At 44.7% G+C, this 20,260-nt stretch carries 17 protein-coding genes and 1 tRNA gene; 11 read left to right on the top strand and 7 right to left on the bottom strand.

Features of this window, described 5'->3' with window-relative positions; all coding sequences use genetic code 11:
• Window positions 1–511 precede the first annotated feature (511 nt).
• From EGC76_RS11510 to EGC76_RS11530, 5 genes are all read left to right on the top strand, one after another.
• Complete coding sequence (locus tag EGC76_RS11510) at window positions 512–1,132, top strand: DUF6088 family protein (RefSeq protein ID WP_128353154.1); 621 nt, start codon at window positions 512–514, stop codon at window positions 1,130–1,132.
• The gene (locus EGC76_RS11515; RefSeq protein ID WP_181950964.1) at window positions 1,132–2,190 is read left to right on the top strand and encodes a nucleotidyl transferase AbiEii/AbiGii toxin family protein; all 1,059 of its coding nucleotides are present in this window, start codon (window positions 1,132–1,134) and stop codon (window positions 2,188–2,190) included. Before EGC76_RS11510 ends, EGC76_RS11515 begins: the two co-directional genes overlap by 1 nt.
• Window positions 2,191–2,248: 58 nt before the next feature.
• Window positions 2,249–3,520, top strand: a complete 1,272-nt coding sequence (locus EGC76_RS11520) for a hypothetical protein (RefSeq protein ID WP_128353156.1) — start codon at window positions 2,249–2,251, stop codon at window positions 3,518–3,520.
• Between the two features lie 320 nt (window positions 3,521–3,840).
• Window positions 3,841–4,284 (top strand): hypothetical protein, encoded by a 444-nt coding sequence (locus EGC76_RS11525; protein ID WP_128353157.1) that lies wholly within the window; start codon window positions 3,841–3,843, stop codon window positions 4,282–4,284.
• 304 nt (window positions 4,285–4,588) lie between these two features.
• A complete protein-coding gene (locus tag EGC76_RS11530; protein WP_128353158.1) occupies window positions 4,589–5,767 on the top strand; it encodes a serine hydrolase domain-containing protein in 1,179 nt (392 codons plus the stop codon).
• A gap of 227 nt (window positions 5,768–5,994) precedes the next feature.
• Here the strand turns inward: EGC76_RS11530 and EGC76_RS11535 are convergent, their stop codons facing one another.
• The gene (locus EGC76_RS11535; RefSeq protein WP_246013974.1) at window positions 5,995–6,930 is read right to left on the bottom strand and encodes an alpha/beta hydrolase family protein; all 936 of its coding nucleotides are present in this window, start codon (window positions 6,928–6,930) and stop codon (window positions 5,995–5,997) included.
• Between the two features lie 455 nt (window positions 6,931–7,385).
• On the opposite strand from EGC76_RS11535, the gene EGC76_RS11540 reads away from it, so the two are divergent.
• Window positions 7,386–7,462 (top strand) — tRNA-Arg (locus EGC76_RS11540).
• A gap of 498 nt (window positions 7,463–7,960) precedes the next feature.
• Here the strand turns inward: EGC76_RS11540 and EGC76_RS11905 are convergent.
• The gene (locus EGC76_RS11905) at window positions 7,961–8,134 is read right to left on the bottom strand and encodes a hypothetical protein (protein WP_153827330.1); all 174 of its coding nucleotides are present in this window, start codon (window positions 8,132–8,134) and stop codon (window positions 7,961–7,963) included.
• Between EGC76_RS11905 and EGC76_RS11545 the strand changes: the two genes are divergently transcribed.
• Genes EGC76_RS11545 through EGC76_RS11555 form a run of 3 tightly spaced genes read left to right on the top strand, consistent with a single transcriptional unit; the run spans window position 8,133 to window position 13,752 of the window.
• Window positions 8,133–9,380 (top strand): TolC family protein, encoded by a 1,248-nt coding sequence (locus tag EGC76_RS11545; RefSeq protein WP_128353159.1) that lies wholly within the window; start codon window positions 8,133–8,135, stop codon window positions 9,378–9,380. The two genes, EGC76_RS11905 and EGC76_RS11545, sit on opposite strands and share 2 nt — an antisense overlap.
• Window positions 9,377–10,603, top strand: a complete 1,227-nt coding sequence (locus tag EGC76_RS11550; protein WP_110076959.1) for an efflux RND transporter periplasmic adaptor subunit — start codon at window positions 9,377–9,379, stop codon at window positions 10,601–10,603. The genes EGC76_RS11545 and EGC76_RS11550 overlap by 4 nt, the downstream gene beginning before the upstream one ends.
• A gap of 11 nt (window positions 10,604–10,614) precedes the next feature.
• Window positions 10,615–13,752 carry an efflux RND transporter permease subunit gene (locus EGC76_RS11555; RefSeq protein WP_128353160.1) on the top strand — a complete coding sequence of 1,046 codons (3,138 nt, stop codon included), beginning with the start codon at window positions 10,615–10,617 and terminating at the stop codon, window positions 13,750–13,752.
• A 93-nt stretch (window positions 13,753–13,845) separates the two neighbouring features.
• Here EGC76_RS11555 and EGC76_RS11560 read toward each other — a convergent pair whose 3' ends face one another.
• The 5 genes from EGC76_RS11560 to EGC76_RS11580 all read right to left on the bottom strand — a co-directional run bounded on the left by EGC76_RS11560 (window position 13,846) and on the right by EGC76_RS11580 (window position 18,222).
• The gene (locus EGC76_RS11560) at window positions 13,846–14,784 is read right to left on the bottom strand and encodes a bile acid:sodium symporter family protein (protein WP_034734320.1); all 939 of its coding nucleotides are present in this window, start codon (window positions 14,782–14,784) and stop codon (window positions 13,846–13,848) included.
• 504 nt (window positions 14,785–15,288) lie between these two features.
• The gene (locus EGC76_RS11565) at window positions 15,289–16,593 is read right to left on the bottom strand and encodes a type II toxin-antitoxin system HipA family toxin (protein ID WP_034734322.1); all 1,305 of its coding nucleotides are present in this window, start codon (window positions 16,591–16,593) and stop codon (window positions 15,289–15,291) included.
• Window positions 16,593–16,835 carry a helix-turn-helix domain-containing protein gene (locus EGC76_RS12090; RefSeq protein WP_034734324.1) on the bottom strand — a complete coding sequence of 81 codons (243 nt, stop codon included), beginning with the start codon at window positions 16,833–16,835 and terminating at the stop codon, window positions 16,593–16,595. Before EGC76_RS12090 ends, EGC76_RS11565 begins: the two co-directional genes overlap by 1 nt.
• Before the next feature lie 169 nt (window positions 16,836–17,004).
• The gene (locus tag EGC76_RS11575) at window positions 17,005–17,265 is read right to left on the bottom strand and encodes a hypothetical protein (RefSeq protein ID WP_110076963.1); all 261 of its coding nucleotides are present in this window, start codon (window positions 17,263–17,265) and stop codon (window positions 17,005–17,007) included.
• Window positions 17,266–17,451: 186 nt separating this feature from the next.
• Window positions 17,452–18,222 (bottom strand): type IV toxin-antitoxin system AbiEi family antitoxin, encoded by a 771-nt coding sequence (locus EGC76_RS11580; protein ID WP_128353161.1) that lies wholly within the window; start codon window positions 18,220–18,222, stop codon window positions 17,452–17,454.
• 560 nt (window positions 18,223–18,782) lie between these two features.
• Between EGC76_RS11580 and EGC76_RS11590 the strand changes: the two genes are divergently transcribed.
• On the top strand, window positions 18,783–19,409 hold the full coding sequence (locus tag EGC76_RS11590; RefSeq protein ID WP_128353162.1) for a phospholipase D family protein: 627 nt from the start codon (window positions 18,783–18,785) through the stop codon (window positions 19,407–19,409).
• A 50-nt stretch (window positions 19,410–19,459) separates the two neighbouring features.
• Complete coding sequence (locus EGC76_RS11595; RefSeq protein ID WP_128353163.1) at window positions 19,460–20,026, top strand: hypothetical protein; 567 nt, start codon at window positions 19,460–19,462, stop codon at window positions 20,024–20,026.
• Window positions 20,027–20,260 lie beyond the last annotated feature (234 nt).

Raw genomic sequence — 20,260 nt, forward strand, 5'->3', positions numbered from 1 at the left:
GCTGAGTAAGCACTTTTGTGGATCACTTTGTAGTCGGCGTCTGAAGTATAAAATTAGCTAAGGGTGGATCACTTTTACTCCGTTGTTTTTAGGACAAAAGTGGATCAGTTTTCACCCGTTGTTGACAATATTTTATCTAAATAAACCGAGTTTCAACTTTTCCCAGTTTGGGATCGCTGTAATCCCCCTAAGAATCTAAGCAATTTTAAGGGGAAAGTTGAATAATAGCGAAAAAATGCAGGATATGACCCAAATATTTTTACTTCATCCAACTGCCTTTCATGTCGATAAAACACGAAATAATCGACAAATAATTTTGTTGCGTCGATAGACTCGACATAGGTAAAAGTAAGTATCTCGAGTCTTTAGAAGTAGTTACAGCCACCGTCTTATCCAAACCAAGCTAAGTGGGTTAGGCTAATCGAATAATCCTGACATTGACAACCATATACATCAGGTATTTAAAGGTGTATATTTAATCAACATAGGATTTAATAGTCAGGATTTTGCAATGTCAATCACCGCACAAATTGAGTCTCGGATTGCTCGCATGAGAAAAGGTGTTCCTTTTTCCATAGAGGGATTTTATGAGCTAGGTACAGAAAGTGCCGTTCAGAAAGCTTTTAGTCGATTGGCGAAGTCAGGCGAGATTGTGCGTGTGTCAAAAGGCTTTTACGTTCGTCCTAAGTCAATCGAAAGCTTACCGGGTGCGAAGGTAATGCCCAGCCCAGAAGATGTTGCAAAAGCTTGGGCGAGAAATTACGGGTACAAACTTGTTTCCAATGGCTTTGAAGCGGCATATCGCATTGGACTGCAAAGTCAGGCTCCTGCCCGAACCATTTATTGGACGAACGGCCCATCGCGTGAATTTAAAGTGGGGAATTCAACTGTTGAAGTGAAACACGTCGCATCGAGTAAGCTTAAGTGGCTAAACCAACCTGAAGGTATGATTCTTCGAGGCCTTTCGGTGATGGAGCCAGAGCACTTCAAGCCTGAGCAGTTCCGCAAGGTATTTAAGCGATTATCGTTGACAGGAAGTGAGAAGGAGCGTGTTCTCAGCAACCTCAAGCATTCTACGCTGAATTCGCAATGGCGCCAAAAGCTAGCGCAAGTTGAGAGTGCGTCAGTGTGATGGACATATTTGATTACTATAGAACTGAAGCGAAACGAGCGGAACTAAAATTAATCCTCGACTATGCTGCACAGAACTCCGCAAGAGGTTTGGCCGCTAATTTTTTAGAGAAAGATATTTGGGTAACTGAAATTCTGCGGTTGCTATACGAAGAAGACTTATTGGATGGCCACGACGTAGCGTTCAAAGGTGGAACGGCTCTTAGTAAGTGCTATAGCACCATCGAGCGATTCTCTGAGGATATTGATTTATCGATTCATTGGGCTGACTTAGCAGAATCAGATGATGAAGCTGCAGCTTGGGCGCAAACGACCAAAAGCCGTAATCAACGAGATAAGTTTAGGCGTGCTCAGGGTAAGCGATTAGAAGCCTGGGCTAACGATTTCGTTCAAAGGTTGAATGGCAGGCTCTCAGATTATGGTATTGAGGGGCTCAGCGCTGAAATTGAAGAAGGCTTTGGTGGTGAGAAAATCGATATTCACTTCCCTCATGTGGCATTCCAGGATGGCTCTTATCAGTTAGAGCATGTACTGCTCGAATTTGGCGGCCGTAACCGGGGCCGGCCGACGGTTTCTAAACCGGTAACGACTTACCTGTCAGAAATAGATGAGGTTTCAAAGTCACACACCTTACCGAAAGCCGCAGTGGAGGCTTACCACCCGGATTACATTATTTGGGAAAAACTAACCGCACTTCATCAATTCTGCACGCAAGAGAACCCGCTTGATACGGTGCGGTTATCCAGACATTGGTACGATGTAGACTGCATTTTGAGAAACCTCAAAGAAGGCACATACCAAAGCACCGAAGCATTGGAAAATGTTGTAGCGATGAAATCCGCCAGATGGGCGACCAAAGGTGTCTCTTTTGAAGACATCCTTTCCGGTGAATTAGTGTTAATTCCGCCCGACGGCTTGCTTAAAGAAATCAAAAGAGATTACGACCAGTCAGTAAGCGGTGGAATGTTCTTCAGTGCCCCTGATAGCTTTGCTGACATTATTGAGCGGCTGGCCGAACAGCAAGGGCAAATTAATGGCTTTCTGAAAGGGCTTAGGTAGCGCATGAGTGAGGTGGGTTCACAAGACATATGGATGCTAATCCAAGTAGAGGGTGATAATGAAACTCCGTAAGGATCTAGGGTTCTATGTTCCAGCCTTTTTTATGATACAGGTTGATGTCGATAAGCCGATTGATGAGATTATAGGCACTGAAAATGAGAGAGTTTTCGCTCATGAGCTGATTCATTTTTTACAGGATGTAAGCACTACATACGGACTGATCAATATTTCAAAATGTGTCGATGTGATCAAGTCCCAAAACCATGCACTAAGACAAAGTAGCCAGCCTGCTCGATTGCCACTAGTTAGTAGCGAACTCAGTGATACGGTAATGGCTAATAACGATCTATTTTCGTTATATGTCGGAGATGATGCAGAAAAGCTCAAAGAATTTCCTGAGAGTTGTACCGTTGTAGATGTAATTGAGGAAGAGATGGATGTAGAGCTCGTGCCTTACCCAGTAAAATATATCTATATAAAATATAAGAGCCCGGCTATAAGTACAACTGAGGACTTCCATTTTGGAGCAATGGCTATTTATGAAAGCATGGCAAACTTAATTGAAAGTCAAATATACGGCGATGAGAAAAGGAGAAGAAATTTCCCATATGATGCTGCATTGATGATAGCCGAGTACTTATGCCCCAGTATTTCTCACAATAAGCTTGCGGTTTCTGAGTTGTGCGAAGCTTCATTGATGTATTACAACCCTGCTGAGATATTTGTCAGTTGTTTGAAAAAAATTCATGACCTTGGATTAGTGTTTGAAAGTCCCAATGAATACTACCTATATATGGTGAACAATTTTACCTTGGAAGAAGAGCCGGTTCATCTCGAACACATAAAAGCATCTGAATTAGCAGAGTCCCAGTTAGATGACCTATTCACTGTTTCACCCTTGAAGGAAGAGAAATGGGCTAGCGGTATGGTCGCGAGGGCGAGAGAAATAAGAAATAGTAATATATCAATATCTGCCAAACTGTGGGGTTCAGATAAAAATAAGTCTAGGCAGTCGTTAATGGGCTTCATTAAAAGCATTGGAATGCCAATAGTTTTTAATCGAAACTTTGAATCTTGGTTAAGGGACTCAGAGGAATCGCTTTATACTCCTCTGATGTATGCTGCTATTTTCTCATTCCAAGAAATAGTTCAGGGTAAACAACAGGGTTGTATATTAAGTTCCCATTGTGCGAACGAAAACTCCGGTTGTACACCAGATCACAACTGTGAATCTGCACCTTGGCTACGGTTAGCCCAAGGTAAATCTTGCTATTTTTCGAATATATGGAAAATGTGGGGGCTTGAGAATGTACAGATTTTCCGCTCGTAAAACCTTTATAGCATGTTGTGAGATTTGTTTTTAGTTTTGCCCAAAACCATGCACAAAAGCAAGCGTTGCTACAACTGGTTGGTATTGCCTGTTAGCTGCGATCATTCTGTTCGTGATGCTAAAAATTCACATGATCGGTCAAGCTTTTTTGCTTCATGTAAAAACTGATATTGCTGACAAGAATAACTCGCTACTCAATGGGCTCGGTTGGTGTTGGGGGATCGGAGGCTTCACTACATTTGTGTGGGGGTTGGTTCAATTGATTCGGGCTGCTTCCATTGTTATCAACAACTAATGGTGTTAGGTCTCTACTTTAGGTAATGAGCAACTATCAAGAGTTATATCGAATAGCCCAGGATTTGGCCGCCAGCACGGATGGCTTTCTGGATATAAAGGGTCCTGGTGCGGGCAATCATGCTACGAATAAATTTATTTCTGCACTCGGCAAGTCAGCCAATGAACAATTCAAAGAAGATTTTAGTGAAAAGAATATATGTGGCTCGAATTCACTCGCTGTGGATTTTTACTTTCCTAAAGATGGAGTCATTGTAGAGGTCGCGCTAGGACTTAGAAACCCAAACACCGAATATGAAAAAGATATTTTGAAAGCAATAATGGCTAAAGAGCTTGGGAACGAGGTACGTAAATTAGTATTTATAACCAAGCCTGGCGGTATCAAGAAGTGTAATCAGCCAGGAAGAAAAGCAGTTAAGGACTGGCTCCTTAGTAGCAATCAGATTGAAATAGAAGTATTGGAGCTGTGATACCTAACATCTAATTCACTTCGCATCTTCGGTGTCAGATGCGCTAAACCACAGCAGTTATTTATCACGTTAATGCGCGTTTCCAGCTCGTTAGGCTAATTTCTCCTAGCCCACCTTCGGTTTAATGATTTCATAATATACGCCACTTATCGGCGTATATTTCCTGAATTCGGGAACAGCAAATAAAATGGTGTGATAACAAGATCCTTGAAAATTTCAGATCGAATAGGTAAGTTTATTATTCGTCAGGTGCTGGCTATTCATCAGGCCTTGAATTATTTGGTTTTTAATCCACAGCGAGTAAGTGAAAGTTTTGAAAAAATATCGTGTAGGGTTTCAGCGGCAAATAAAGCTAATGGTTGCCATTACATTGAGTATGACTTTTTCAGTAACCTTTGCACAGACAACAGATACTAAAATAGCAAAAGAACTGCAAGCTATCGTGTCTGAAGAACATGCAGACAGTGGCTTAGTCTCTCTGGGAGCGGCAATTTCCAAAAATCGAGTACATCTGGCGACGGCGGTATACGGTGAAAGAGAAACCAAAAGCGGTGTACCTGTATCAATCGATGACAAATGGCATATTGGCTCCGTCACTAAATCAATGACTGCCACCATGATAGCCCGACTGGTGGAAAGAGGCGTGTTGCAATGGGATACCACAGTTGGTGACATCCTCACTGACAGCAGGGTAAGACCTCAATGGCGAGACGCCACTTTGTCGCAGCTGCTCACTCACACTGGTGGAGCTGAAACTGATTTTCCCTGGCGGATCCAGTCGCTGTACCCAAAAGAAGGGACAGAGCGCGACGCGCTACGCAAAGAAGAAGTCCTGAAAATACTAGAGAAAAAGCCCGATTATAAGCCGGGCACTGATTTCGAATATTCCAATGTTGGCTATACAATTGCTGCTGTATTGGCCACCACCAAAACCGGGAAAACCTGGGAAGATCTCATTCGTGAAGAGGTGTTTCAACCGCTGGAGTTGTCGAGCGGTGGATTCGGTCCACCTGTCGATGTAAACGAAACGATGGAACAACCACGAGGTCATAAAATCACCTGGTTTAGCGGCCCGAAAGCGGTAACCACCGACACTGATAACTCTCCTATCATGGGACCTGCTGGTATGATTCACATGTCGCTCAAAGACTTATCTGCCTATGCGAATGAACATCTTTTGGGCAGTCAGGGTAAAAGCGAGCTGTTGAGTGCCCAAACCTATCAACGACTCCACGAACCCGGTATGGAAGACTATGCCTATGGTTGGATTTTGGCGTTGGATGATTCCTGGGCGAATGAGCACAAAGTGTTATATCACAACGGCTCTAACCGCTTTTGGTTTGCACTGTTAGTGATTATTCCGGAGTTGCAAATCTCTATAGCCGTCACAACCAATTACGGCGATTTAAAGCCCGCCAGAAAAAGTGCCTGGAATATCGTTAAACATATGACCGTTTTTTTAATGGAAAACCCAGATATCTAATCATCGATCTCCTCTCTTTTTACACGGGACGTATCAGCGCCCAGCTGTCGGCCCGCTGTAGCAAAAGGCTTCCGTCCTTTTCCCATTCAACCCTTTAGTCTTTGCCATTAAGTCCTTCTGGCACTAGATTCATAGCTAGTGTCTTTGACGGAAATGAGTTTGATGGAATTACTTTGAGAAACCATTAGCATGAGTTTGTGCATGTTAGTGGTGGGTTATGGTTTGAATTATTTTGCTTTCAAGAAAGGTATTGCCGACGACGATGATTTGGTCTTGACTGCAGCGGCGGCGTATTCAATTTGTTCTCGTAACCGGGATGCTCCGCTTGAGTCTCGAAAACCATGATCAAGCCCCGGCATCATTTTCAACGTGACGTTTTTTGCTCCACCGGCAATAATTTTTTTAACCTCTTGCCGGGTTCGCTCGGGGTCCACACTTTCATCATCTGCCGATTGCATCACGAGCACAGGCGCGTCAATTTCTCTCAGTGGTTGCAACAAGTCTCGTGCCAAAGCATCTTTCCAGAACGCATAACCGTGACCACTAACTTCAATCGGAAACGGCTCATTACTCTCCTTAACTTGCTTTACGAGTTGCCGGAAGCCGTTCAGAACTTCATCAAGCTGCTCCGTGGGAACGGTCTGTTGGATGCTAAATTCCACGTCATGTTGAAAGCTGGATGAGCCTGAATTTAACGCGAGCACTGCATGCAAGTTCGGGGTTTGTGCAGCGACACCTATGGCAATGGAGCCACCTTCGCTGCCTCCTGCCAGGGTAATCTCACGATAGGAAGGTCTCAAAGCCTCAATTAGTTGAACACCATCTTTAATTCGTTGAGCCATCGTATCGTGTTTAAGGTAGTCGGCGGGGCAGTCATCCCGTTCGCCGGAAGCGTAAGCTAAGCTGTCGTCGATACCGTATTTCTCTATGGTTAGTAGCGCCGAATCTGTATCGAATGCTTCCCATATCGTATTGACCGATTTCATATGGCGGACATTGTTACAGTCAGAACCTTGGAATATAACCAACAAGTTTTCGGCTTCAGCATTATCCAAATAATAACGGATTTCAGTTCCATCCTCGCGGTAGTACCGCTCATTAGCGGCGGCTGCAGGAGCGCTTAAAAACGTTAAAACGACGAGCAGTAAATAGGCTTTCATCATGTCATAACTTGTATCTTTTGAATTCAGTTAGTGGCGAGCGGACAATAAAAGTTCCCACACGAGTGCCTAGAGGGGGCCATGCGGTCTAAATGTAAGTTAGTTTTAATTGCCTTCGATAATTATTATATCACATCGAACCAGGTACTTTCTGTAGGGTTAAAGGAGGCTTAAATCAGTATCTGGGCCGGTAAAGTTGGGTGTTTTTCTAGCTAAATGTCCATTTTGGCATAGTAAAATGTGGCAAGTTTTGCAGCGTTTTGATTTGTTACGTGGGGTAATAGGCTTGCTATCTGGCTAAATGGCCTCGTTAAAATCGCTCTGCAGGCCACGTCATACCTAATAGCACCGGTTTTTGGAGTTTACCCCGATTTAATCCAGTTTCGTGGGGGTACCCTCCGGAGGTAAAGGTCGGACGGCAATTTACGGATTAGAGTAGAAGTCAAAATTTAGAATATGCGCCCGTAGCTCAGCTGGATAGAGCGCTGCCCTCCGGAGGCAGAGGCCACAGGTTCGACTCCTGTCGAGTGCGCCATATCTGCAGGAGCTTCACGGTTTGTGAACACTAACACAAAAATTTTTGTGCCAAATCTGTGCCAAATTTATTCCTGCTTATAATATTGTCGCCCTTCAGCGCCGCTGATGCAGGCGATTTCCAGCCACTTTTTACTTTTGTTGAGACCAGTATTTAAGTGTAATAAGTCCAACACACCTTTCTAAGACGGTTGAATTCGATAAAAGAGAAAAAGCCGGTGATTGAGCCCATGAGATACATGTGGTAGCCTATTTCTTATTTTGAAATGGTTTTTTCATCTGCAGGTTGTTCGTTTGCCAAAAATTATTTGGTCGTTGATCGTAGTCATTTTACTTCACAGTTTTTTTACCTGTGCGGTTGCCGCTGGGCATGTGGAGGATAGTAATCACACTTTCGATTATGCCTATCAACATCATACGCACAATGATCACGAGACGAAGTCACCCGACAACCTCGATCCAAACCACGAACATCAATTTCACGCACACATAAGCTGTATCACTGGTTATTCAATCTGTGCTGCGGCAACACCATGTCCGAATCTTGCAATCCCACATCGATTACTTCCTTTCGATAGTAACGACCATCAACCACCAACCCCACCACCAAATGCCTAAACTTCACGTCTAAAATTTGTGCATTAGCACGCCATTTTACTGTGGAGATAATCATGAAATTACTTTATTTCGTGATTGCTGTACTTGTGGGGTTACTTGCAACCTCATATTCAGCAATCGCAAATGAGTTATCATTGCGAGAGGCATTTGAGAACGTCTTGCGAGATAACCCAATCTTAAAGAAGTACCCGTATCAGCAACGTATGGCTGAAGCTGAAAAACTGCAGGCATCGCTGCGTCCAAATCCAGTTATCGGGTTCGAACTGGAGAATTTTGCTGGTAATGGTGAAAGCCAAGGATTCGACAGCGCTCAAGCAACATTGTCGTTCAGTCAGCTTATTGAGCTTGGTGGAAAACGCGAGCAACGAGTTGAGTATGCGAACGCGCGACAACGTCAGCGGGCCGCTGAGTTTAATTACGAAAAGATCGAAATCCTAGCGGAGACGGCTTATCGTTTTTACGAAGTTGTTCGGTTGCAGCAGTTGGCCGAGTGGAATAGCCATCAGCAGCAACGGCTCGATAGTGCAATGCAAATAGTCAAGGAGCGGGTCCGGTCCGGAGCTGTGCCACCATCGGAAGCAACTAAAGTTTCATTGCAACAACGCCAAGTAAGTGTCCAATCCGAAGAGATTGTTGGAAAGCTTGACCAAGCACGAGCGAACTTAAGTGCAATGTGGGCCGCTCAGCCGAACTTTACAGGTGTAGTCGGTAACTTTGATCAATCTTTTGATATTCCGTCACAAGCTGAAGTTGAACAAGCGGTCAATCAAGCGCCAGAGTTTCTTCGTTTACTGGATTCAGAAAGATTACTTGCGGCAAAAGTTGATGCTGTGAAGGCAGATGCTTCTGCCGACCTCAATGTTGGAGTGGGTATTCGTTACAACAATCAGCTAAATGACGCTGGTCTTGTTATCCAGGCGTCGATGCCTCTTCAACTTTCGAACCCAAATCAGGGAACTCTTGAGGCTGCTCAAACTGAGCGAGCGTTAATTTTTGAACAACAGCGGTTAGTACGGGAACAATTACGCGTTCACGTCAAGTCGCTATTGGGACGCATACAAACAAATTATCGCTACTTAAAGAGCATTCAAGCAGATTTATTGCCCCTCGCTGAGCAACTAGTCGATGAAACCACCGATGGCTATCGCCGAGGTATACATAGTCTTTTAGTTGTTCTTGATGCGCAAGATGAACTAGCACAGCTTGAGTATCAAACCCTTGAGCGCCGAACCGCTATCCATCAAGACATTCTTGAGCTTGAGCGAATGACGGGTCAATCATTTTTGGAATCTAAATTATGAATTTTATAAAAGCAATTTTTACATTGATCGTTCTATGCGTAGCGCTAAGCCTATCAGCATTGAGTAATGCTTCAACTGAGCATGGCCATACGGAGACAGAGACCAAGGGGCCAAATGGTGGAATCCTATTAAGCGACGGTGATTTATCAGTCGAGATAACGATTTACGAAACAGGAATTCCCCCGGAAATGAGAGTCTACACCTACCTAAACGGAGAAATCGCAGCACCAAAGGATGTGGAGCTCTCGGTGACTTTGCATCGGCTTGGCGACGTCAATGACAACTTGAGCTTCACGCCAGAGAATAATTATCTGGTCAGTAATGAGGTGGTCACTGAGCCACATTCTTACGAGGTCTCGGTTGCTGTTAGTACGAAAGACCATCGTGCTACATGGCATTATGAAAGCTTTGAGGGAAGAACAACCTTGTCTGACCGCATCATTCGAAAGGCAGATATTTTGGTTGAGCGTGCGAGCCCGCAGACACTTGAGCTCAAAGAGCGCTTGTTTGGGGTTATTGCTCCAGTAACAGAAAAAATCATCTCAATTACTCCGACTTATAAAGGGAAGGTAACTGATGTTGAGGTTTCCATTGGCGACCAAGTTTCAGCTGGCCAGACGCTTGCGAAAATTATCAACGCTGCAAGTGGTGTCAGTTACGATGTTGTTAGCCCTATTAAGGGAGAGATTACCGAAAAGTTTGTATCTGTCGGTGAAGTGGTTAACGAGCAAACACTTTTCGAGATTGGTGACTTATCCTCGGTTTGGGTTGAGCTCTCAGCGTTCCCTGAAAACATCGAGAAACTTCAAGTCGGACAAACAGCGGAGGTTTACGACTTGCATCAACACGAGCGCGTTCGTGGAGAAGTGATCTACATTGCGCCGGTGATGACTGGAGGGCATATCGCTCGGGCGCGAGTGCTTATTGATAATCCGGCGGGTCATTGGCGGCCTGGTATGCATGTAAAAGCGGATGTAAATACCCGTCAGCGAGATGTAACTTTAGCGGTTCAAGTGGATGCCATTCAGTCTTTTCGCGACATGCCTGTGGTGTTTGCGCAGTACGGAAACACGTTTGAAGTTCGCATGGTAGAGCTTGGTGAAAGTGACGGAGAATATACCGAAGTGACCGGCGGTCTAGCTCCAAATACTCCTTATGTAATCGGCAACAGCTACATACTCAAAGCTGATGTTCTCAAAGACGGCGCGAGCCATGACCATTAAGGGGCGAATTTATGATTGATTTACTGATTCGGTTCGCCGTTCAACGTCGATGGTTGATCATGGCGGCAACAATATTGATAGTAGGTGTTGGCGTATTTAGTGCGCTCAAACTGCCCATTGATGCGGTACCGGACATTACCAATGTGCAGGTGCAAATCAACACAGAAGCCTCCGGCTATTCCCCGCTAGAAACAGAGCAGCGCATTACTTATCTGGTTGAGAATGCGATGGCGGGTATACCAGACCTTGACTACACACGATCAATTTCTCGGTACGGTTTATCGCAAGTAACCGTGGTGTTTGAGGAGGGAACTGATATTTATTGGGCTCGCCAACAAATCAGCGAACGTTTGCAGATGGTCAGAGGTGAACTGCCTGTCGATGTTGAGCCAGCGCTTGGACCAATAGCGAGCGGTTTAGGTGAGATCTTTACATACATCGTCAGCGCCGATGCTGATGCGCGAGATGAGAATGGTCAACCCTACACAGCAGAATCGCTTCGTACCTTGCAAGACTGGGTAATCCGTCCTCAATTGGTCAAAGTTCCGGGTGTGACCGAAATCAATACTGTTGGTGGCTATGAGCGCGAGTACCAAGTCTCTCCGCACCCCGGAAAGTTGCTCGCTTATAAAATCTCGGTAGACGATGTTTTTCGAGCATTGCAGCTCAACAATACCAACGCTGGTGCGGGCTATATTGAGCGTAACGGCGAACAATGGCTAGTTCGCTCTCCCGGTCAACTACAATCCTTAGTGGATATTCGTAATGTGGTTGTTACCAAACGTGATGACGCACCAGTGAGGGTGAAAGATGTTGCGGATGTGTCGTTTGGTGAAGAGCTACGAACAGGAGCTGCTACGGCTGACGGTGAGGAGGTGGTGCTTGGGACCGCAATGATGTTGATTGGCGAGAACAGTCGTATTGTGTCTGAAGCGGTTGCTAAGCGTCTGGAGGAGGTGCAGCTCAGCTTACCCGATGGTGTAACGGTCGAGTCCGTTTATAATCGTACAACTCTGGTTGAGAAAACCATTGCGACCGTCGAAAAGAACCTGTTCGAAGGAGCAGTTCTTGTTATTGTGGTGCTGTTTCTTTTGCTTGGAAATGTCAAAGCTGCACTCATTACGGCACTGGTTATTCCATTGAGCATGTTATTCGCTATCACGGGTATGGCGGCTAATCGTGTGTCCGGTAACTTAATGAGTCTAGGTGCAATAGATTTCGGCATTATCGTCGATGGCGCCGTCATTGTTGTCGAAAATGCCTTACGTCGGCTCGGATCAGCACAACAAAGGCTAGGGCGTTTATTGACGACCAAAGAGCGCTTACAGGAAGTGTTTGAGAGCACACGTGAAGTGTTTAATCCTGCGGTATTTGGTGTGTTGATCATTATGTTGGTTTACTTACCAATATTTGCACTTAGTGGCGTTGAGGGAAAAATGTTTCATCCTATGGCATTCACCGTTGTGTTTGCATTGCTGGGTGCGCTTATTTTTTCTATGACGTTTGTACCAGCCGCGCTTGCGATTTTCGTGAAAGGCAAAGTTTCACATGGTGAAAATCGTCTTATGCGCGGGGCTAGACGACTTTATGAGCCGCTTTTGAATACGTCTCTGAAACGACCCATTGTGATTGTCTTGGTCGGTTTGAGTCTGTTTATGGGATCAATCTATCAAGCCTCGAAAATGGGAACAGAATTCCTGCCACAATTGGATGAAGGCGACTTAGCGCTGCACGCATTGCGTATTCCCGGTACGGGCCTCCAACAATCGGTCGATATGCAATTGCAACTTGAGGAAGTGATTGCTGAATTCGACGAAGTAAAACGGGTATTTTCAAAAATCGGAACCCCCGATGTTGCGACTGATCCCATGCCCCCGAGTGTTGCAGATACGTTTGTTATTCTGAAGCCAAAGAGTGAATGGGCGGATGCAGAAAAAACAAAAGATGAGTTTGTTGCTGAGTTGAGGGAAGCTGTCGAGCAAATACCCGGTAACAAATATGAGTTCACGCAACCCATCGAGATGCGGTTTAATGAGCTGATCGCGGGTGTTCGTGCAGATGTCGCTGTGCGTATCTACGGTGACGACCTCGACCAGTTGAAAGCGCTCGGTGATGAGGCTGTAGAGATCATTGCTGGCGTTGACGGTGCGGCAGATGTTCGAGCAGAACAAATGACCGGCTTACCAACATTGTCAGTGACACCGCAACGTGATCATCTCGCGCTACTTGGATTATCCGTTCAGGACGTTCAACGTGCAGTTCAAAGCGCTGTCGGCGGTTTAGTTGCCGGAACAATTTATGAAGGAGATAAACGGTTTCGGTTGATGGTTCGTCTGGATGAATCTTGGCGCACAGATATCGAAGCGTTAAGGCAGCTGCCTGTTACCGTGCCCCAAGCGAGCAACCCGGAGCTTCAGTACGTCCCATTGGGGGAAATCGCAGACGTTGAACTGACGGTTGGGCCCAATCAGATCAACCGGGAAAGTGGTAAACGCAATGTCATTGTAAGCGCCAATGTTGTCGATCGTGATTTGGGGTCATTTGTTGAGGACATTCGGCAACAGTTACAAAGCGATATATCACTACCAACTGGATATTGGATCGATTATGGCGGCACGTTTGAGCAACTTCAATCAGCGTCTCAGCGTTTAGCAATCGTGGTACCGTTGACGTTATTACTTATCTTTGGACTGTTGTACAGCGCATTCAACTCACTGACAAATGCCTTAATTATATTCACCGGTGTGCCGCTCGCGCTCACAGGCGGTATTTTGGCTCTCTCATTACGCGGTATGCCTCTGTCAATCTCTGCGGCTGTTGGATTTATTGCGTTGTCTGGAGTTGCCGTGTTAAACGGTGTGGTGATGTTATCGTTCATTCAACAGTTACGAGATGAGGGCAAAGCTATCATTGAGGCTGTGTACGAGGGTGCTCGTCAACGATTGAGGCCTGTGCTTATGACGGCACTAGTGGCGAGCTTTGGGTTCATCCCAATGGCGTTTAACACAGGCACGGGCGCTGAGGTTCAACGGCCTTTAGCAACGGTTGTCATTGGCGGAATTGTTTCGTCGACATTGTTGACGCTGGTTGTTCTGCCGGCGCTTTACCTGCTGATAAGCAGACTCAGAATAAGATCGTCTCATTCGTAATCTTGCTGTTTTGGAAGTTGGGTCGAAAGATCCAACTTCCATTCAAATACCCCCGAGCCATCATTACTAATGGCGAAGATACACCTATCGTTTTCAATCGTTTATTTTGGTCATGTCGCGAGCGAGAAGTTTAGCGACAATAGGTGAAGTAATCATTTGAATGACGGCAAAAAATGCAGCGGGAATTGCAATTTCAGGGGGAAGCCCAGATGCAGCAACAAAAGCAGCGGCAATGCTAAACTCCTTTTTACTGACTGTAAAAAGATAAGTGATCATTTCTTGTCGGTCATTGGTAAACAACCGGGACGTCATACCAACCAAATAGCCCATTAGATTAAGGCATAATGCTGCTCCGCCGATCACAAACGCATACCAGCCGTAACCAATGATAGTTTCAGCATTCGGCCCTACAACAGCGAGCAGTATCAAAAGATAGATCACCGAGCCGACACCTGCATAAGTTGAGTCATGTCGTGCAAAGAAGCTCGAAAAACGCGTGCGTAAACTAACACCGACGACCGTTGGAACAAGAACGACCAACATCAACTCAAGAATAATCGTGGCTAAGGGAACGGTTAGCTGAATGCCTGTTAACCATAAAAATAAGAAGGGAACGATGAATGGCGACAGCGCAGTATTGACTGCGTTAAAGACGGCCGCTAAAGCAACATTGCCTCGAGCCATCAGCACTAATAATGGCGAAGAGACATCTGTTGGCAGCGTGCCGAGTAGGGCTTGGCCTGCCGATAACGAGCCGCTGCCGAAGAAAAGTCTTCCGGTCAGCCATCCTGCAATCGACATGGGTCCATAAACGAGACCCAACGCCCACAATTGCCGTGATGGTTTACGTAGCACCATTCGTACATCGTGCGCATCAAAGGTTAAACTGATGACCAGCATTAACAAAGCCAGTAGTAGTCCGATAGAGCCTTCAAAGAAGCGTCCCGTTTCGGGCAGAAGTAATCCTAGCGCTGCGACACTGATGACAAACCAGACAAGGTTGGATTCAATAAAAGAGAAAAAGCGAGAGATATGTAAATCCTTTTTACTTGGCGGACAATTATGCTTTGTTTAGCGCGCTTATTCTGTTGCCAGAATTATACGTCAATTTGATTTGGCTGCCATGCTTACCACATAAATATAAGACACAAACTCCTGCGCGAACGGCCGCATTTGTCTGGCTAACTATCCTTTTTTCCATACCCTCTTGTGCCAAGTTTTGCAGGGTTTGGAGATAAAACGCTAAAACTTCTGGCTAAATGGCCTCGTTAAAATGCTCCTGAGACCCCTACAGGACGGGGCCTGCACGGTTAGCACCTCCTCTCACCATTTAATGTCAGCCAGTCGCTATTTACTCCGGAGGCAGAGGTCACAGGTTCGACTCCTGTCGGGTGCGCCATTTTTAATGGTTCGTAGAAGAATAGTACTTACCAACTAAATATTCTATGGGACCAAACCACTTGAAGTTATCTCAGTTGGTCTAAATTTGTGACCTCAAGCTCAAAATACTGAATCGCGACTGATTTACTAGAAAGCTCATACCTTAAAACGTTCAAGCGCTTTCAATGTACCTTTGCGAATAGCTTCCGCGCTTTGCTCTGCGCGAACACTTATCGAGGCAGCTTCTTCTGATGCAATATCGAGACACGCTTCTAACTTGGATGTGATGTTCACAATTATCGAATCCATGCGATCTGGATCATAGCCAACACTCTTTGCGTGAGCTCCCCAGTGCCGAGGAAGAATTGTATGCCAATGATAATGTCGATTCTTACTATTCACGGCCATCGCCATTTTTATTTTCTTAGGATGTAAATTGCCTACTTGTGCAAATCCATGTGCTGATAACACGTCATATAACGGCGTCAGTCGGTATCCATGGGGAGTCAGTGCCAAACTGAAGTTCTTTGCATGCCCGTCTATAGCGGCGAAAAGCCAATACAGTAGCTGCGCTGACATAAACGTATCCTGATCACGAACCGAAGCCGTAGATGTGGATAAAATATTCATGATCTCTTTAGCGCTTGGCCCACCATGCTCCTCATATTTTGAACTACCTGCCACACCAAGCGCTTGGCAGAAATCTTCTTGCGGTAGTCGATAAGTCTTGTTCCCGATGATCTTTCTATCAAAGCGTTCAATAATCAAAACATCTTCACCATTGAAGCTGTCTATTTTTGTATGGGCTACCGGCAATCCAAGTGCCTGAACAACACGCATACAAAACCATTCGTTTTCAACGCTGCTCGATAAATCAGGTTCACCTGGGCGAGTTATGATTCGCGGTTTCAATATGTGCGTTGTTGGTGTTTGGCCTACAGGGATACCCCACTGTCCTTGCCAAAAAGTCAGCGCCGTTTTCTCTTGAGCGCCGGCAAGTGAAAAACGAAATGCATTCTCATGCTGCATACCGAGGGTTTTGCCGGTTCGAGAATCTGCTATGAGTTGGCCGATTTGTTCTTCATTCAACGGGATTATTTCAACGTCAGGAACCGGCTCGGGCTCCGGACTGGCAACGAAGGTTAATGCGCCAATACAGTCTTTGCCAACCGTTTGGAGCAAATCAAAAGGTTTTGTACTTTTAGCCCCAAGCCTATCCACAATCGTTTTACGAACATCCGGACTGTCGGGCAACAAATTATCAAAGTAAGCGTTTAGAGCTTCGCCGGAATATTCCTGCTCAGTTAATGGTATGGATATGGAGATTGCCCGTGCAAACTTGGATTGTAGCCAACTATCTGAATATCGAAAACTCAAGTTATTCAGCCGCGATGTCAACGTGCCAACGAGCTGATCATTCATGTGGCAATAGAGTGTATTCTCATGTTTGCGTCGGCCCATTACCAAATAACCTCGTTGTTATTTGAGGTGCTTTGTTCCACAGCGTCTGCGTTTAGCTGAATTCTGAGCGCTGCAAAAATTCGCAGCAAAGTTGATGTGTGCATTTCTCCGGTACGTTCAATCGAAGACACGCTTCGTTGCGAAAGATCGGTTAACCTTGCGAGTTCCTTTTGTGTGTAGCCTTGCGCTTTTCTCTGCGATTTAATAATTACCGCCAAGTCGGCTGGGCGCTGAATGATCATGAGTAAACCTCATCGATGTAGTCGGGTTCATAAATAGGCGCAGATGAAGTGTAGTACATAAACCTAAAAAAATGAAGTAGACATCATAAATTTAACCTTATGATGTTTACTTCATTAATTAGTCCTCTGTAGTCGCCCCGAAAAATCGGAGCCGTCATAAATAGAATTCTCAACTCGCCAACAAAGCCGATAGCTTTTCCAGCTGCAGCTGATAAAACTTTGGGCTCTCTTTTTTAAATTTTGCTAAATTCATCAACTTCCACTTTACCGATGGAAATTGATGATAATCATAAACAGACCAGTTCGGCTCTAATTGATTAAAACTAAGCCGAAATTGCTTGTCCGCCTCGCTCAAACTCCGACGTATCGTATCTATCAACTTGAACCCTGTTGCTTCAAAATCAGCATAACTAAATACAACATTACTCATGCCTTCAAACTGGTTTTTAAAAGCTGCCCTTTAGTCACGTAAGTTGGGGGCAAGCATTTCATGTGTTGGTCGATTGCTACTAATCAGCGCGAATAACAAGCCCCGTTTGATTTCATCGGTAAACCTCTTTCGCGATTTCCGGCAACACATCGAGTAGCAATTTCACCTGTTTTCTGTAAGCTTCATTCATTCCATTGACTCCAGTTCCTTTGGTACAGTGATTTGGTATTTCGGGATGTAAACACCGCTCGCTACTATCGCACGCTTACCCGAGCCTAGGTTTACACTGCTTAAATCAAGATATTGCATCCAGTCGTGATTTGCTTTCTCGGCCAGATAAAGAAATAAGCGTTTCACTTTTATTGAGTTACAGGCTTCTAACAACTTTTGCACGGAGGCGGGCCGCAAGTTATTGAGGCCCTCCATAAGCTCGTAAGCTTCCAGTAACGATTGTGATTTGGGTGCAAGATACAGACACTCCATGATGGCTCGCGCTGGCTCTGATACTTTAACCGTGAACTGTTTATGTGGTATTTCGGTTAAACCGATTTCGCCCGGCAGAAAGTTGGATAACATGTACTTGACGTTAACGCTCCAATCTTGTTTTTTAAACCACAAAGGCACATGCTCGCCATGAGCGCCAAATAGCTGCACGTGCTTTGGGGCAAGCTCTAAATAATGCGCCTTCCCTTGCAACCCTAAGGCTGTCTTCCCACCAGGGTGTAACGATAAGCCGAGCTGAGTTTGCATGGCGTACACCCCACCGAGATAATCCACGTGATCGCCATAGCGTATTAATGCACCCGCCCCGATGCTCTCAAACCACTGGCTTTTTTTATAGCGTTGCTGCAAGTCGAGGCTGTAGCCATTTTCAACAAGCCAAGATGAACAGAGCACGACGCCCAATGGTTGGGAGCTCAGCAGTCGGTTTAATTTTGATGATATATCCGCACTCATGGTACCAACCTGTTAATAATTTCAAACTACAGATTAGTTTATATTTTCAATTATGTCAGTACTAATGGTGCTACTTTTTATAAAATTCCAAACCCGAAAGTCTATCGAGGGTTTAAGGAAATTGTCACCCTACTAAATATTTCCTGTTTCTTCTGGCATAAAACTAAGTCAACTTGTAGTGGTCAAGTAATATTGGCCACGGGTTTGTAGTTATTGCAGAAGCAATGAATAATAGGGAGCGATCCAGTTTACGGGATGGGTATAGCACTAGTGTTCGAAATTCACGAGGTTTCCATACTAGTGACCCTGAGGCTAAACCAGAAAGAGCTCTTGCAGAGAAGTACCGAGAGAAAGCTGAGGCCGTGGAGAATGCTGGATACCATCGACTGGCCATCACGTTGCGTGAAGTTGCGGAAAGTTATGATCGAGATGTTGCAAGAATAATTTCAAATGATGGCTGACCTTATTGAGAACCCCGTACAACAAGGGCATATTATTCAGGTGAGTTCCGTTGCGATCCAAATCAACCGTAAATGCGGGCACTGAATCTATAAGGGGGCATGTTGGCAATAGCAATAATATTAAGGAATCAGCTTCCAGTTAATCGGTTTAGAGACCTACTTATAGGTTCTATACAAACCGGCGCTGGGGATAATGCTCTACTTTGCTCTGGTTTTTTTCAGGAAAATTTTAAAGGCTCTGCATATCAGGCATCTGCTGAAAGAAATTTTGGTCTAGAGGTTGCAAGGTCAAAAATCGAATTGAATACAGTTGGAGTACATAACGGTTCGTGGAAGCAGTCTTATCGAGATTTTCGAGACAACATGAAAGCCTTAGGAGCCAATATCAACTGCTATTACAAAAATGGTTTAAAATGGCACGCAAAAGTTTTTGTGCTTTCTAAGGGAGCTGAGCCGGTTTTTGGCATCATAGGCAGCTCGAACATCACGAGAACAGCTTTTGGGAGCCAAAGTAATTTTAATTACGAATGTGACGTTATGATCTGGCCTGATGAGAACAAAAAAATTAGCGCGTGGGTCGATAACCAAATGGCGGATAATAACTTTCCTTATGAGCTTATTAGAGCCCCATATGACCCCGATATGAACAACGGAATTGCGGTGAAAGATCGATTGCAGAAGCTGAAAACTGAAATTTTTGATTCAAGTCTCAGTAAGCTGAATTGATTTATGGGGTAGTTACAAATAGATACAATACAAATGTAAGGATATAGAGCATGAACGCATTGATTAGCCTTGCTTTTCTGTTCGTGGGGTTGTTTATGATCCCCACTGCAAACGCGGAAATAATGAACGTTTTGATCGAAAAGGAAATTGATGATGATCATATAATTATTCGAACCGCGAAAGGGGATCAGCTGCTCCTCGAAAAATGGACAATGAAATTTTCTCCATTACTTTTTGAAGGTAAGACATTCCCAGCTGATGTATCGTCATTGTGGGTAGAAATCTACATTGAAGGTAAGGGTAAAATTAAGTGGTCTGTAGAAAAACATTTGGGAACGGCTGAACTCAGCCCCACCCGTAATCATAATGAAAAAGTTTCAGGAGTTTATCCGGGTGTAGGCTCGAACCATTGGATTCAAAAGGTTTCAGAGGGCGGAAAAATCATTGTACTTGAAGATGGTTCTGTTTGGGAAGTATCACCAATAGATGTTATCTACTCCGCCATATGGATACCGACTTACAATATCGTTGTCATTGAAGATGCTGGACCACATCCTTACAAATTAATTAATACTGATGATGGAGAGTCAGTGAATGCCAAGTATTTAGGTCAATAAGTAATGAAACGACTATAAAGCACTTATATTCTGATAGCCAACGTTGGTAAAGCCGAGAGTGTAAAAATACTCGGTGTAAATGGCATTCTTATTAAATCTTTTAGAAGTGTCAACGGCAGTTTAAATTTGACCCCCTTTGGGGTTAATTCGGCAATCTAGTTTTGACCCCCCTTGGGGTTAAATTTCACCGATTATCGGTGCAATGCCTATCTTCTTTTTGTCCTTCAACCGGTA

It is taken from the genome of Pseudidiomarina gelatinasegens, assembly GCF_004025325.1.
Classification (GTDB): Bacteria; Pseudomonadota; Gammaproteobacteria; order Enterobacterales; family Alteromonadaceae; genus Pseudidiomarina; species Pseudidiomarina gelatinasegens.